We start from the raw sequence: 13,240 nt of genomic DNA, 5'->3' as shown, positions 1-13,240 counted from the left end.
CCTGTCATGCCGCTGCGCTACCCGCTTGCGCCAAAGCAAACGGGGAATCACCTTTCCATGTCGGACGTATCCGGAGAACTCGTTTATCGTCGAGGCAAGGAAGTCGGAAAAGCCGTCTACCAGAACCGGGCATTGTCGAAGGACGGCATTTCCGAGCGGCTCTTCGCCTTCCTGTTCTCCGGCCTCGTCTATCCGCAGATCTGGGAAGATCCCGACGTCGACATGGAGGCCATGCAACTCGGCGCCGGCCACCGGGTCGTCACGATCGCCTCGGGCGGCTGCAACATCCTGGCTTACCTGACCCGCACGCCGGCCCGGATCGACGCCGTCGATCTCAACGCCGCGCATGTCGCGCTGAACCGCATGAAGCTGGAAGCGGTGCGCCACCTGCCCTCGCAGGGCGACCTGTTCCGTTTCTTCGGCGCCGCCGGCACCAGCCACAATTCCGATGCCTATGATCGCTTCATCGCGCCGCATCTCGATCCGGTCAGCCGCCATTACTGGGAACGCCGCAACTGGCGCGGCCGCCGCCGCATCTCGGTTTTCGACCGCAACTTCTACCAAACCGGCCTGCTCGGCCTCTTCATCGCCATGGGCCATCGCGTCGCAAAACTGTTCGGCGTCGACCCGGCCGGCATCATGAAGGCCGAGAACATCGGTGAGCAGCGCCGCTTCTTCAACGAGGAGCTGGCGCCGGTCTTCGAAAGGAAGCTCTTGCGCTGGGCAACGTCTCGCAAAGCCTCGCTGTTCGGCCTAGGCATTCCGCCGGCTCAGTACGATTCGCTCATCACCTCCGGCGACGGCACCATGGCGAGCGTGCTCAAGGCGCGGCTGGAAAAGCTCGCTTGCGACTTCCCACTCAAGAACAATTACTTCGCCTGGCAGGCCTTTGCCCGCCGCTATCCGCAGCCCGGCGAGGCGGCGCTGCCTGCTTATCTGGAAGAGCGCAATTACAAGACGATCCGCGACAACATCGATCGCGTCGCCATCCACCACGCCAATCTGATCAAATTCCTGGCCGCCAAGGATGCGGGCAGCGTCGACCGCTTCGTCCTGCTCGACGCGCAGGACTGGATGACCGACGACCTGCTCAACGCGCTGTGGACCGAGATCACCCGCACAGCCTCGGCCGGCGCCCGCGTCATCTTCCGCACCGCGGCCGAACCGAGCCTCCTGCCCGGCCGTGTCTCCAGTTCCTTGCTCGACCAGTGGACCTACGAGGCCGACGCCTCGCGCGAATATTCGGCAAAAGACCGCTCGGCCATCTATGGCGGCTTCCACCTTTATGTGAAGCGTCCCGCATGAGCACGACGGAGCTGCCGGCCAGCCATGCCGAACTGATGGACGGCGTCTACCGCTGGCAGCGTCATATCTACGACCTGACCCGCAAATACTATCTGCTCGGCCGTGACCGTCTGATCGACGGGCTGGACGTGCCGCGGGACGGCACGGTGCTGGAGCTCGGCTGCGGCACCGGCCGCAACATTGCGCTTGCCGCCCGCCGCTATCCGGATGCGCGCTTCTTCGGTTTGGACATCTCGGCCGAGATGCTGGAGACGGCTAGCGCGGCCATTGCTCGCGAAGGCCTGTCCGACAAAGTCAGGCTGTCGCGTGGCGACGCAACCGACTTCGATGCCATGGCGCTCTTCGGCATCGCGCAGTTCGACCGCGTCTTCATCTCCTATTCGCTGTCGATGATCCCCGGCTGGGAAAAGACGGTTTCAGCCGCCCTTGCCGCGCTCGCGCCCGGCGGATCGCTGCATGTCGTCGATTTCGGCCAGCAGGAAGGCCTGCCGCGCTGGTTCCGCGCCCTGCTGCGCGGCTGGCTGCGGAAATTCCATGTCGCACCGCGCGCCTCGCTGCGCGACGTGCTTGAATCGGAATCGCAGCGCACTGGCGCAACCTTCCGCTTCAGAACGCTTTATCGCGGGTACGCCTGGATGGCCGTGATCGGATCCCGCAAATAAAAGAACGCGATCAGTGCACGGCCTTCACCAGCGCGCTGACCATCGCTTGTGGCCGATAGCCAAACTTGCCCGGCGTCAGACCTAGCCTCACCACCACCAACTGCTCGGACGGAATGATCGCCACCGTCTGGCCGTCATGGCCCTCCATCCAATAGGTGTCCTTGGGCAGGCCTGCAGCGACGCCCGCGCCGGGATTTTCCTCATCGCCCGGCCCCTCGATCCAGACCTGGCCTTTGCCATACACCTTTGAGGCCGGTGCGGCCTCGCGCATCCAGTCGACGAAACCAGCGGGCAGGATCTGGTTTCCGTTCCAGACGCCGCCCTGCAGCAGGAACTGGCCGAAGCGCGCCCAATCATGGGCCGTGGCATAGAGATAGGACGAGCCGACGAAGGTGCCTTGCTCGTCAGTCTCGAGCACCGCGCTGTGCATACCGAGCGGCTCAAACAGCGCCGTGCGCGGCCATGCCAGCGCCTTCGCCTTGTCGCCGATCGCGTCCTGCCACAGCCGCGACAGCATCACCGCTGTGCCGCTCGAATAGGAAAACACTTTTCCCACCTCGCCGGCCAGCGGTTGTGCCTCGGCGAAGCGAGCCATGTCCGGCTCGAGATAAAGCATGCGCGTCACGTCGGCGACGTCCCCATAATCCTCGTTGAACGCCAGCCCGCTCGACATCGCCATCATGTCGGCAAGGCTGATGGCGGCGCGGCCGTCGGCCTTCCACGGCTTGAACAGGCCCTTATTGTCGAGCGCCAGCTTTCCGTCCTTGACCAGCGTGCCGACGATCGCGGCATTCACCGTCTTGGTCATCGACCAGCCGAGCAGCGGCGTCTTGGCCGAAAAGCCCTCGCCATAGCGCTCGGCGACGACGCGGCCGTTCTTCACGACCACGATGGCGCGCATGCCAATGCCGGCCATAGCGGCATCGTCGACGATCTTCGCGACTTCGGAGTTCTGCGAAGCATCCACGCGCTCGCCATCGGGCCAGAGCGCGTCGGGCTGCGCCGCCGCCGGCGGCGCGGCACGCAGCGATGTCTGCCTTGCCTTACCGGTGTCGCCGTCCGGAACCGACGCGCAGCCGACGCCATCGCGCTCGACGGCAACACTCTTGCCGAGAACCCAAAGCAAGCCCGCCGAAACCAGTCCCCTTTCCTTGTCGACGGAGACCTTCATCAGCTTGAGCAACGGGTGGCCGGGCGCCTGCACGTCGACGGCAAGGACCTCTTTGGCGTCGCGGCCGGCGATGAAGACATTCGAGCAGACGATTTTGGCCGAGTAGCCGGAGCCAACGCGGATCAGCTCCGGTGGCGCGAAATAGAGCCAGGCGAAGAGTGCCGCCACCGCCAGGATCACAAGCCCAAGCAGCCATTTGATGAACTTCACGACAGCCCGCATCTTTCCCCGCCTTTTGGATTCGCCGGCGCGATTTATGTCATCGATTTGCCGCCATTGCTTCCGCAAAATCGCCGGCATCGTCGAGCGCCGTCAATGGATTATCAACCATGTTCGGCGATCAAATGAGCGACTGTGACGGTCCTGTGGGGAGATCGTCCGGAGGGGGCCCGCGTAAGCGACCGCCATCAATGAAGGACCCATCAGCGGCCGGCTGATCCCGGCTCGGGGGATATCATGCGCCGTCTTGCGGCCATCCTGATGCTTACGTTGCTGGGCGCCTGCTCGACCGTGGAGGACCTCTCACCATTGTCGCCGTCGTCGCAGACGGTTGCTGTGCGCGCGCCCAAATTCGAGGACTCCAAGCCGCATGAGTGGGACAGCGGCGCACCGTGGACCTACGCCATCCACGGCACGGATGTCTCCAAATACCAGACCTCGGTCGACTGGCCGACCGCCAGGGCCAGCGGCATCTCCTTCGCCTTCATCAAGGCGACGGAGGGTGGCGATCGTTTCGACGACTATTTCAACGAGCACTGGGCGCGTACAAAAGCGGCCGGAATTCCGCGCGCCGCCTATCATTTCTTCTATTTCTGCACGCCGGCGGAAACCCAGGCGCGCTGGTTCATCGCCAATGTCCCGCGAGACCCGTCGGCGCTGCCGCCGGTGCTCGACATGGAATGGAACCCGAAATCGCCGACCTGCAGGCTGCGTCCCGATCCGGCCACCGTGCGCAGCGAAATGACCGTCTTCCTCCAAACGGTCGAGCGCTACTACGGCAAGAAGCCGATCATCTACACCTCGGTCGACTTCTTCGACGACAACCAGTTGGCGACCTTCCGCGGCTATCCCTATTGGCTGCGCTCGGTCGCCGGCCATCCGCGCGAGAAATACGGCAGCCACCCCTTCACCTTCTGGCAGTATACCGGCACCGGCATCGTGCCAGGCATGACCGGCAAGTCCGACATCAACGTCTTCAACGGCTCGGAAGCTGCCTGGAAGAAGTGGCTGCGGCAGAACACCCGTTGACATCGGCCGCCGCGCCTGCTTTTCGACACGGCGGGCGGCGAAACATGCAACCGCTGGTAATCTGGAGCGGCGTACTCGTGCGAGTGCCTAGCGAGGCTCCTGAGCTTTGAAATCCTCGCATGCGCCCGTCCGATCCAGTCCGGGGTCGCGATCGGGTCATGCGCCGGTCTCGAAAGGAAAGCGATGCGATTGCGCGTTGAAATCCTGGCGGCGCTCTTCGTCGGCGCGCTTGCGATGCCCGCGGCGGCGCAGGAATGCGGCGGCGATTTCGAGGCTTGGAAACAGGGCGTCGCGGCAGAAGCCAAGGCAGCCGGCGTCGGCGCCGTCGGGCTCGACGCGCTGGAGGACGCCACCATCGACCAGCGGGCGCTGGCGCGCGACCGCGCCCAGGGCGTCTTCACCCAGACTTTCACCGAATTTGCCAACCGCATGATTTCGACCTACCGCCTGAAGCAGGGTGCGGCCAATCTGAAGAAATATGCCGAAATCTTCGACCGCGCCGACAAGGAGTTCGGCGTCCAGCCGGCCATCATCGCTGCTTTCTGGGGGCTGGAGACCGACTTCGGCGCTGTCCAGGGCGACTTCCATACGCTGAATGCGCTGGTGACGCTTTCGCATGATTGCCGCCGCCCTCAGCTGTTTCGGCAGCAATTGGTGCCGCTGCTTACCTTGATCGACCGCGGCGTGCTGCCGGCCGACGTCAAGGGCGCCTGGGCCGGCGAAATCGGCCAGACGCAGATCCTGCCGACCGACTATCTGGCGCGCGGCGTCGACGGCGACGGCGACGGCAAGGTCGATCTGAGGAACAGCGTGCCGGACGTCATCATGACCACGGCCGACAAGATCATGTCGCGCGGCTGGAAGCGCGACCAGCCCTGGGTCCAGGAAGTGCGCGTCCCCGACGAAATGCCATGGGACCAGACCGGCCGCACCAACAAGCTGCCGCTGTCGCAATGGGCGCAGTGGGGCGTCACCGAACCCAACGGCAACCCGCTCATCGACAATGGTCTCAAGGCTGGCCTGGCGCTGCCGATGGGCCGCAAGGGTCCCGCCTTCCTGACCTATGACAATTTCGACGTCTATCTGGAATGGAACCAGTCCTTCACCTACGCGCTGACGGCGGCAGTGCTTGCGAGCCGCCTTGCCGGCGCGCCGCAATTCGATCCGCGCACGCCCGAGCAAGGCCTGAGCGGCGACCAGATGAAGGCGCTGCAGACCAAGCTAGAGGCCAAGGGCTACGACGTCGGCACCGTCGACGGCATCCTGGGCACCAACACGCGCGAAGCGGTCCGCAAGGAGCAGATGCGGCTCGGGTTGCCGGTAGACGGTTGGCCGACGCCCGAGCTTTTGGCGAAATTGTGAGAGCGAATAGCGAATAGAGAGTAGCGAATAGGGTTGGCCGGCGCTTCTTTCGCTTACACACTATTCGCTATTCGCTATTCGCTACTCCCTACTCCTAATCCGCCATCGTCTCCAAACTCGCGAACCCCTGCGGCGCGTCGCCCTCGTCGAACGGCGTCGTCACCTCGACGAATGTGTCGGGGAAGAAGCCGTTGAAGCGGGTTCTCAGCGACAGCGAGTAGGCGCCGATATGGCCGATCTCGATCCAGTCGCCGGTGTCGACCGTTTCCGGCAGCCAGAATGGCCTGGACAGGATATCGACGGAATCGCAGGTCGCGCCGCAGACCTTGAACGGCACGATGGTGTTTTCGTTGCCGTTGCGGGTACGGATCGCGGGATCGGGAATGAAGCGCGCCGGCAGCGTGATCTTGCCGGTCCATGAATCCGACAGCGACGCCCAGATGCCGTCATTGATGTAGAGCCGCTTGCCCTTGCGCAACAGCACACGCACGATCAGCGAGAGACATCGCGCTACGATCACGCGTCCGGGCTCGGCCACCAAGGGCATCTGGTCGAACTGATATTCTTTCAGGTCGCCGGCGAGCCGCGACATCAATTGGCCGAGCGACGGCATCTCGATGTGCCTGCGATTGGGGTCGTGGCCATATTCGGCGGGAAAGCCGCCGCCGACATCGAGCCCCGCAATGTCGAAGGTCAGGCGGTTGCGCACCCAGTCCGCCGAGGCGAGCGCGCGCTCATAGGTATCGGGATCCTCGATCTGGCTGCCGACATGGAAGCAGAGGCCGACCTTGTAGCCGGTGCGGTTCAGCCGCTCGGCAAGCTCGACCGCATTGGCCGGCCCGGCGCCGAACTTCTTCGACAGCTCGTAAGCCGCGTGGCCCTTGGTCTGGATGCGCACGAAGACGGTGAGAGCGCCTGGGTCGATATCGAGCGCACGCACGACCCGCGTCAGCTTGGTGATCTCGTCCTCATGGTCGAGCGAGATCACCCGGATGCCGTATTTTTCAAGCGCCAGCTTGATGTCCGACTGCGCTTTGACCGGGTGCATGTAGAGCATCTCGGCGTCGGGCGAGACGGCGCGCACGGCGGCGAACTCGCCGGGCGAGGCGACATCGAAGGCGCTGACGCCGGCCTCGACCAGCGTCTTGAGAACGATCTGCTCGCCATTGGTCTTGACCGCGTAAGCGGTCTTGCCGGGAAACATGCCCATGAATTGCAGGGCATCCTCCTTCAGCACCTGCGGGCGGAAACAGTAGACCGGGTCGTCGGGACGAAGCGCCAGTGCCGCCTCACGGGCATTTCCGAATCGCTGCATGGACGAATCCTCAGGTCTGGAGCGCGCACAATTAATCCTAGCTAGCCGCCAAAGAAAACAGTTCTGTGTCTTGGCGACCCGGAGCGGTCTGCTGCACATTTTGGCGACGCTAAACCACCGGTCATGTTTCGGGTGGCTCTTGCCGCCGAACCCGATATCCGTTCTTGAGATGCTTTACGGGCCGAGGTTGCGATCGGCCCCGGGGAGGAACAGGACATGTCGATTACGGCCGGCGCCGCGCCGACGCGCGGAGCGATGACGCTCAAGGATTGGGCGCAGCTTCTCCTGCTCGGCGCGATCTGGGGCGGTTCGTTCTTCTTTGCCCGCATCGCCGTTTCCGAGATCCATCCGCTGGCGCTGGTGCTGTTCCGCGTCGCCATCGCCGCGGCGGCACTTCACCTCTATCTGGCAGCCCGCGGCCCTTCGTTCCGGCTCGCCTTCCCGCATGCCGGCCTGTTCTTCCTGCTGGCGCTCACCAACAATGTCGTGCCCTTCTCGCTGATCTTCGCCGGCCAGACGCAGCTCGGCGCCGGCGTCGCTTCGGTGCTCAATGCCACGACGCCGTTCTGGACGCTGATCCTGGCCAATGCGCTCACGACCGACGAGAAGCTGTCCTGGAACAAGTTCGCCGGCATCGCGCTCGGTGTCGCCGGCACCGCGGTGATGATCGGACCCGGCCTGCTTGCCGGGCTTGGCGGACCGGTGTGGGCCAAGTTCGCACTGATCGGCGCTTCGATCTCCTACGCCGTCGCCCTGATGATCGCCCGCCGCTTCAAGGGCGTGCCATCGCCCGTCATCGCCACCGGACAGCTGACCGCATCGACCATCATCATGATCCCGCTCGTGCTGATTGCGTATGGCCCCGCGGGGCTTTTCTCGGTCTCGCCGCCCGTCTGGGCCGCGGTTTTGGGCCTGGCGCTGCTTTCAACCGCCTTTGCTTACATCCTCTATTTCAACCTCGTCGCCTCGGCCGGCGCCACCAATGCCTCGCTGGTCACCCTGGTCGTACCGGTGAGCGCGGTGCTGCTCGGCTTCCTGTTCCTCGGCGAGCGCCTGGCGCTGTTCGAAATCGGCGGCATGACGCTGATCGGACTCGGCCTGGTCACCATAGACGGTCGCCTGTTTGGCCGATGGTAGCGGTGTCATGCCACAGCTCCGCCACAATTTATTCACAACGCCTGAGGCGGCTTTTGCCGAAGAGTTTCAACGGCTAACGATAAATCGGAAGTCGCAAATCCCACAATCATGTCGCATTGCAGCACGTTTTCCGCTTGCCTGTAACCCAAATGACTCTAGATTCCGGCCATAGCTCTGAAGAGGAGGCTATGGCATGGGACTGACGAGGCCGATCAACGCGTTGATGATTTGTGCCGCATTCGCATTCATCGGTGCCCTTATCATAGGTGTTCTTCCCTGACCCGCCAAAACCGGGAAGACCAGTACCGAGGTATAGTCCAAACAGTTCAAAAAGGCCGGGTTCTACCCGGCCTTTCCGTTGCAGCCTGCCCTATGCGGCGGCCGAACCCGCCGCCTCCGTCTCATGCGAGCGGATGCCGATCATGTGGCAGACGGCAAAGACGAGATCGGCGCGGTTCATCGTGTAGAAATGGAAGTCGCCGACGCCGCGCTCGACAAGGTCGAGCACCTGTTCGGCGGCCACGGCGGAGGCCACGAGCGCATGCGTCTGCGGGTCGTTCTCCAGCCCCTCGAAGCGCTCGGCCAGCCAGGCCGGCACCAGCGCCCCGCAGCGCGACGAGAAATTGGCGACCTGGGTGAAATTATGCACCGGCAGTATGCCCGGCACGATCGGGATGTAGATGCCGGCGCGGCGCGCCCGCTCGACATAGCGCTCGTAAAGGTCGTTGTCGAAGAAGAACTGGGTGATCGCCCGCGTCGCGCCATTGTCGGCCTTGCGCTTCAGCATATCGATGTCGGTGGCGAAATCCGGGCTTTCCGGATGCTTTTCCGGATAGGCCGAGACCGAGATGTCGAAATCGCCGGCGTTCTTCAGCGCCCCGACCAGTTCGGCGCCATTGGCATAGCCATCGGGATGCGGACGGTAGCTAGTGCCGACACCTGCCGCCGGATCGCCGCGCAACGCGACGAAACGTTTGACGCCCATATCCGCGAATTCGCGAATGACCGTGTCGACCTGATCGCGCGCGGCATCGACGCAAGTCATGTGCGCCGCCGGCGTCAGCGTCGTCTCGTTCAAGATGCGCTTGACTGTGCGCGCCGTGCGCTCGCGGGTCGAACCGCCAGCGCCGTAGGTCACCGAGACGAATTTCGGCTTGAGCGGCTCCAGCTTTGTAACCGTGTCCCAGAGCCTTGCTTCCATCTCGTCGGTCTTCGGCGGGAAGAATTCGAACGAGACCCGGACCTTGTCGCCGATGTCGGGGCGGCGGGAAAAGCGGAACTGGTTCATCAGGCTGTTTCCCCCATTGGATATGCCTTGGCGGGTAGCGAGTCATTGGATGGATCGGCGATCAGCAGTCGCCGATCGCGGCCGAGCCAGAGCTTGACGGTGAGCCTTGCCTCATTGCCGCCGCGCGGCTCGAATTCCTGGCTGTCCTCGAGATCGAGGCCGGCCTCGGCGAACCAGTCGGACATCTGCCGGTCGGAAAAGCCCAGCCGCATATGGGCGTGCTGGTCGCGTAGGAATTCGAGCGCGTGCGGCGCGAAGTCGACGACGATCAGCCGGCCCGATGGCCTGAGCAGCCGCGCCGCCTCGGCGATGGCGCGCGCGGGATCGTCGAGATAGTGCAGCACCTGGTGGATTGTGACGAGATCGAAGGCGTTGCGCTCGACCGGCGGCGAGAAGATGTCGCCCTGGCGTACCTGCGCATTGGCGATGCCGGCCTTGTCGAGATTGGCGCGCGCCACGCTCAGCATCTCGCGCGACATGTCGATGCCGACGCCGCGCCGGTAGAGCGGCGCGAAGATTTCGAGCAGCCTGCCCGTGCCGGTGCCGAGGTCGAGCATCGACTGGAACGGCCGCTTGCCGACGAGCTTGATGAGTGCCGCTTCCACCGCACGATCCGGCACATGCAGCGAGCGGATATGATCCCAGCTCGCGGCGTTCTCGGAGAAATACTCGGCAGCCCGGTCCTGCCGCTTGCGCTTGACCGCCGCCAGCCGCTCGAGATCTCGCACCACCTGCGGATCGGCCTCGCTTATGGCCGAGACCAGACGCTGGACGAAATCGCGCGAATTATCGATGTCGGTCAGCCTGAAAAAAGCCCAGGACCCTTCCTGATAGCGGCCGATCAGCCCGGCATCGAGCAGCAGCTTGAGGTGCCGCGAGACGCGCGGCTGCGACTGGCCGAGGATCTCGGTGAGGTCGGAGACGGTGAGATCCCCGCGCGAAAGCAGCACCAGGATGCGCAGCCGGCTGGATTCGGCCGCCGCCTTCAATGTATCTACCATTGTGTCGAGCGAGACATGCATGAGCGGGCTCTCGTTGAAAGATATAAAGATATGTTTATGTCGATTTTGATACCCTGGCAAGCGCTATGTCGCTTCCGGACAAGAAAATGGCGCAGCCGCGATCCGCGCCGGCAGGCGGTTTCTGGGCGGGATGAACAGGATGTTTGAGACACGCCAAGGTGAAATGCTTCTTGCGGCCGACCCGGCGCAGTTGCCGCCGGACGGCCATGTGGTCTTCATCGGCCGCATCGTCTCACCATGGACCAGTCGCGAGGATTGCCCCAAGAACATGCGCGCCGCCCGGGAAACCGGGCGACCCGGGACAATCCTGATCGACCAGCCCTATCGCCCGGGGTTGCAAAACCTGGAACGCGCCAGCCACGTCGTCATCCTGTCCTGGCTCCATCACGCGCCGCGGAATCTGATTGTGCAGAAACCGCGCCACGCGGCTGAAGCGAAAGGCGTTTTCTCGCTGCGCTCCCCTGCCCGGCCCAACCCTGTCGGCCTGCATGTAGCGAAGCTCGCCGCGCTCGACATCGAGGCCGGCCGGATCGGGATCGACGCCATCGATGTGCTCGACGGGACACCGGTCATCGACATCAAGCCCTATTACGCTTCCACGGATGCTTTCTCCGAAGCGACGGTCGCCGGGCGAGACGAGAAATGAGCGTCCCCACCGGCCGCCGCCGCGCCATAGCCAAGGCGCTGACCGCGCTTTTGCCGCTCGCGCCCTATGCCGACATGGAAAAGATCCGCGCCGACGCCGGTTCCGTGCATATGAAGACCCTGCCCCCGACGATCGCGGTATGGCTGGCCACCATCGCCCATGTCCGCCATGTCCACACAGATTATGAGAAGTTGCTCGCCGAGGGCTATGACCGGGATTCGGCGCGCTTCTTCGTCATCGGGCGGACCAATGAGGTGCTCACCCGTTGGCGCGCTACACGCCTGCTTCAGGAAGACGACGAGGACGAATAGGCGTCTGCGCCCTCTACGCCGCATCCCGCCAATTAATTCGGGCGCCGCCTCTGGAAAAACGGCGGCGGCGCCGTACATGGGGATAAACGGAGATTCCTCCGTTTACCCCCCGAATTCATCGCCCTCTAGGCAAGGATAGCAGATCATGACTGATAAGGTTTGGTTTATCACCGGATCGTCGAAGGGTTTTGGCCGCGTCTGGGCCGAGGCCGCGCTCGCCCGCGGCGATCGCGTCGCCGCAACCGCGCGCGACGCAGGCACGCTTGCCGATCTCGTGAAGAAATATGGCGACAAGGTTGCTGCCATGCAGCTCGACGTCACCAATAAACAGGCGGTCCACGCCGCGATTGCCGAAGCGCAGAGGCGCTTCGGCCGGCTCGACGTGGTCGTCAACAATGCCGGCTACGGCCATTTCGGCGCCATCGAGGAAGTCACCGAGCAGGAAGCGCGCGACCAGATCGAGACCAACGTCTTCGGCGCGCTTTGGGTGACGCAAGCCGCGCTTCCCATCATGCGGGCGCAACGCTCAGGCCACATCATCCAGATCTCCTCGATCGGCGGCGTCAACGCCTTTGCCTCGCTCGGCCTTTATCACGCCTCAAAATGGGCGCTGGAAGCCTTCAGCCAGTCGCTCAGCCTCGAGGTCGCGGAGTTCGGCATTCACGTGACCTTGGTCGAGCCGGGCGGCTTCTCCACGGACTGGGCCGGGCTGTCGGCCAGGGTCTCCAAGCCATTGGACGCCTATGAGCCGGTCCGCGCAGCGATGGCCGAGCGCCGCAGCCGTTCCGTCGCTGGCGATCCGCAAGCGACCGGCCCGGCGATGCTGGCGATCGTCGATGCCGCCGAGCCGCCGCTCAGGGTCTTCTTCGGCGACGGCGGACTGCCGATGATCCGGCAGGAATATGCCAACCGCATCGCCACTTGGGAGAAATGGGATCACGTCTCGGTAATGGCGCAGGGCGCCAACAAGAACCGCAAGGCGGCCTAACCGCGAACGCCGCGCCGCGAAAGCGGCGCGGCCTCTTTGTTCAGGCCCGATAGATCCACTGCTCGGGCACCCGGATGGAAATCTCTTCGCCAGCTCTTATGACGCCCGGCTTCTCGACCCAGGCGACAAGGCCGCGCAGCCGTTTCGCCTCCTTTGGGAAGAGCAGCGCGGTGACCTCCTGATCCGCTGCGCCGACATGCTCGGCGATCGACTGCCCGGCGAACCGGCACGGCTTGTTCTGGCCGTCGACCTTGAGCGTCACGCCGCCCTTGAAGAACATCAGCGAGCCGGCCGGCAGCATCGAAAGATGCGGCACGCCCTCGACCACAAGATTGGCGCCGATCCACTCCGGTTTGATCTGCTCGAGCCCCATGCGTTGCGCGATGATGGCGAGCTCGTCCGCGGCCACAAGCGACAATTGCCGCTCGTTGCGCATTTCGGTGCCGCGCGGATACCAAGGCTCGCGCCCGCCCGACCGCCGCGTTGCGCCGGCATGGAAATCGCCCTCGATGCCGTCGAAGCCGAGCCGCAGTTCCTCCACCCGTTTTGTCTCGAAATGATCGTGCGGAGCGGCATAGAGCGCCGCCGCCTTTGCCGTCAGCTTGCGGCCGGGCACGATGTCGATTGTCGGTTCGGCCGCTGGAAAAAGCTCTAGGTTCGTTTCCTGCATGCCGCTGGTCTAAAGGCCGCTGAGAAGGCGGTCCAGTCGAAAGCGCTGATGATCCGATCACATCGTTTGATGGCGATCACGACGTTATTACCAGAAAACGCCGCCACGCTGCACA

The 13,240-nt window shown here is 63.9% G+C and carries 13 protein-coding genes; 8 read left to right on the top strand and 5 right to left on the bottom strand.

Features of this window, described 5'->3' with window-relative positions; translation table 11 throughout:
- The first annotated feature begins 6 nt into the window (after positions 1–6).
- Positions 7–1,305: a DUF3419 family protein gene (locus CK219_RS22670; RefSeq protein ID WP_095768979.1), complete on the top strand. Its 1,299-nt coding sequence runs from the start codon at positions 7–9 to the stop codon at positions 1,303–1,305.
- Positions 1,302–1,967, top strand: coding sequence for a class I SAM-dependent methyltransferase (locus CK219_RS22665; protein ID WP_095768978.1), 666 nt, complete (start codon positions 1,302–1,304; stop codon positions 1,965–1,967). The genes CK219_RS22670 and CK219_RS22665 overlap by 4 nt, the downstream gene beginning before the upstream one ends.
- Positions 1,968–1,977: 10 nt before the next feature.
- Here CK219_RS22665 and CK219_RS22660 read toward each other — a convergent pair whose 3' ends face one another.
- Positions 1,978–3,360, bottom strand: a complete 1,383-nt coding sequence (locus CK219_RS22660) for a serine hydrolase (protein ID WP_095769030.1) — start codon at positions 3,358–3,360, stop codon at positions 1,978–1,980.
- A gap of 234 nt (positions 3,361–3,594) precedes the next feature.
- On the opposite strand from CK219_RS22660, the gene CK219_RS22655 reads away from it, so the two are divergent.
- Positions 3,595–4,386: a GH25 family lysozyme gene (locus CK219_RS22655; protein WP_095768977.1), complete on the top strand. Its 792-nt coding sequence runs from the start codon at positions 3,595–3,597 to the stop codon at positions 4,384–4,386.
- A 183-nt stretch (positions 4,387–4,569) separates the two neighbouring features.
- The gene (locus tag CK219_RS22650) at positions 4,570–5,748 is read left to right on the top strand and encodes a lytic murein transglycosylase (protein ID WP_095768976.1); all 1,179 of its coding nucleotides are present in this window, start codon (positions 4,570–4,572) and stop codon (positions 5,746–5,748) included.
- A gap of 94 nt (positions 5,749–5,842) precedes the next feature.
- On the opposite strand, the gene CK219_RS22645 is transcribed toward CK219_RS22650, so the two are convergent.
- A complete protein-coding gene (locus CK219_RS22645; protein WP_095768975.1) occupies positions 5,843–7,063 on the bottom strand; it encodes an alanine racemase in 1,221 nt (406 codons plus the stop codon).
- A 216-nt stretch (positions 7,064–7,279) separates the two neighbouring features.
- Here CK219_RS22645 and CK219_RS22640 point away from each other — a divergent pair, with 216 nt between their 5' ends.
- Positions 7,280–8,200, top strand: a complete 921-nt coding sequence (locus CK219_RS22640; RefSeq protein ID WP_095768974.1) for a DMT family transporter — start codon at positions 7,280–7,282, stop codon at positions 8,198–8,200.
- A gap of 370 nt (positions 8,201–8,570) precedes the next feature.
- On the opposite strand, the gene metF is transcribed toward CK219_RS22640, so the two are convergent.
- Both metF and CK219_RS22630 read right to left on the bottom strand, forming a co-directional pair.
- On the bottom strand, positions 8,571–9,488 hold the full coding sequence (gene metF, locus CK219_RS22635) for a methylenetetrahydrofolate reductase [NAD(P)H] (RefSeq protein ID WP_095768973.1): 918 nt from the start codon (positions 9,486–9,488) through the stop codon (positions 8,571–8,573).
- Positions 9,488–10,510, bottom strand: a complete 1,023-nt coding sequence (locus CK219_RS22630) for a metalloregulator ArsR/SmtB family transcription factor (protein ID WP_095768972.1) — start codon at positions 10,508–10,510, stop codon at positions 9,488–9,490. Before CK219_RS22630 ends, metF begins: the two co-directional genes overlap by 1 nt.
- A 139-nt stretch (positions 10,511–10,649) precedes the next feature.
- On the opposite strand from CK219_RS22630, the gene tsaA reads away from it, so the two are divergent.
- The 3 genes from tsaA to CK219_RS22615 all read left to right on the top strand — a co-directional run bounded on the left by tsaA (position 10,650) and on the right by CK219_RS22615 (position 12,455).
- Positions 10,650–11,156, top strand: a complete 507-nt coding sequence (gene tsaA / locus CK219_RS22625) for a tRNA (N6-threonylcarbamoyladenosine(37)-N6)-methyltransferase TrmO (RefSeq protein ID WP_095769029.1) — start codon at positions 10,650–10,652, stop codon at positions 11,154–11,156.
- Positions 11,153–11,467: a DUF2293 domain-containing protein gene (locus tag CK219_RS22620; protein WP_095768971.1), complete on the top strand. Its 315-nt coding sequence runs from the start codon at positions 11,153–11,155 to the stop codon at positions 11,465–11,467. The genes tsaA and CK219_RS22620 overlap by 4 nt, the downstream gene beginning before the upstream one ends.
- A gap of 145 nt (positions 11,468–11,612) precedes the next feature.
- Positions 11,613–12,455 carry an SDR family oxidoreductase gene (locus CK219_RS22615; protein WP_095768970.1) on the top strand — a complete coding sequence of 281 codons (843 nt, stop codon included), beginning with the start codon at positions 11,613–11,615 and terminating at the stop codon, positions 12,453–12,455.
- A gap of 40 nt (positions 12,456–12,495) precedes the next feature.
- On the opposite strand, the gene CK219_RS22610 is transcribed toward CK219_RS22615, so the two are convergent.
- On the bottom strand, positions 12,496–13,125 hold the full coding sequence (locus CK219_RS22610; protein ID WP_095768969.1) for an MOSC domain-containing protein: 630 nt from the start codon (positions 13,123–13,125) through the stop codon (positions 12,496–12,498).
- Positions 13,126–13,240: the final 115 nt, after the last annotated feature.

The sequence above is a fragment of the Mesorhizobium sp. WSM4313 genome (genome assembly GCF_002294725.1).
Lineage (GTDB): Bacteria > Pseudomonadota > Alphaproteobacteria > Rhizobiales > Rhizobiaceae > Mesorhizobium.
The sequence above is the reverse complement of the archived record's forward strand: the minus strand, read 5'-3'. Positions and strand labels throughout refer to the sequence as shown.

What these genes read in the sequence shown, in the direction of transcription:
- CK219_RS22670 (WP_095768979.1), top strand. Translation starts at nt 7, where the DNA reads ATGCCGCTGCGCTACCCGCTTGCGCCAAAGCAAACGGGGAATCACCTT.
- CK219_RS22665 (WP_095768978.1), top strand. Translation starts at nt 1,302, where the DNA reads ATGAGCACGACGGAGCTGCCGGCCAGCCATGCCGAACTGATGGACGGC.
- CK219_RS22660 (WP_095769030.1), bottom strand. Translation starts at nt 3,360, where the DNA reads ATGCGGGCTGTCGTGAAGTTCATCAAATGGCTGCTTGGGCTTGTGATC.
- CK219_RS22655 (WP_095768977.1), top strand. Translation starts at nt 3,595, where the DNA reads ATGCGCCGTCTTGCGGCCATCCTGATGCTTACGTTGCTGGGCGCCTGC.
- CK219_RS22650 (WP_095768976.1), top strand. Translation starts at nt 4,570, where the DNA reads ATGCGATTGCGCGTTGAAATCCTGGCGGCGCTCTTCGTCGGCGCGCTT.
- CK219_RS22645 (WP_095768975.1), bottom strand. Translation starts at nt 7,063, where the DNA reads ATGCAGCGATTCGGAAATGCCCGTGAGGCGGCACTGGCGCTTCGTCCC.
- CK219_RS22640 (WP_095768974.1), top strand. Translation starts at nt 7,280, where the DNA reads ATGTCGATTACGGCCGGCGCCGCGCCGACGCGCGGAGCGATGACGCTC.
- metF (WP_095768973.1), bottom strand. Translation starts at nt 9,488, where the DNA reads ATGAACCAGTTCCGCTTTTCCCGCCGCCCCGACATCGGCGACAAGGTC.
- CK219_RS22630 (WP_095768972.1), bottom strand. Translation starts at nt 10,510, where the DNA reads ATGCATGTCTCGCTCGACACAATGGTAGATACATTGAAGGCGGCGGCC.
- tsaA (WP_095769029.1), top strand. Translation starts at nt 10,650, where the DNA reads ATGTTTGAGACACGCCAAGGTGAAATGCTTCTTGCGGCCGACCCGGCG.
- CK219_RS22620 (WP_095768971.1), top strand. Translation starts at nt 11,153, where the DNA reads ATGAGCGTCCCCACCGGCCGCCGCCGCGCCATAGCCAAGGCGCTGACC.
- CK219_RS22615 (WP_095768970.1), top strand. Translation starts at nt 11,613, where the DNA reads ATGACTGATAAGGTTTGGTTTATCACCGGATCGTCGAAGGGTTTTGGC.
- CK219_RS22610 (WP_095768969.1), bottom strand. Translation starts at nt 13,125, where the DNA reads ATGCAGGAAACGAACCTAGAGCTTTTTCCAGCGGCCGAACCGACAATC.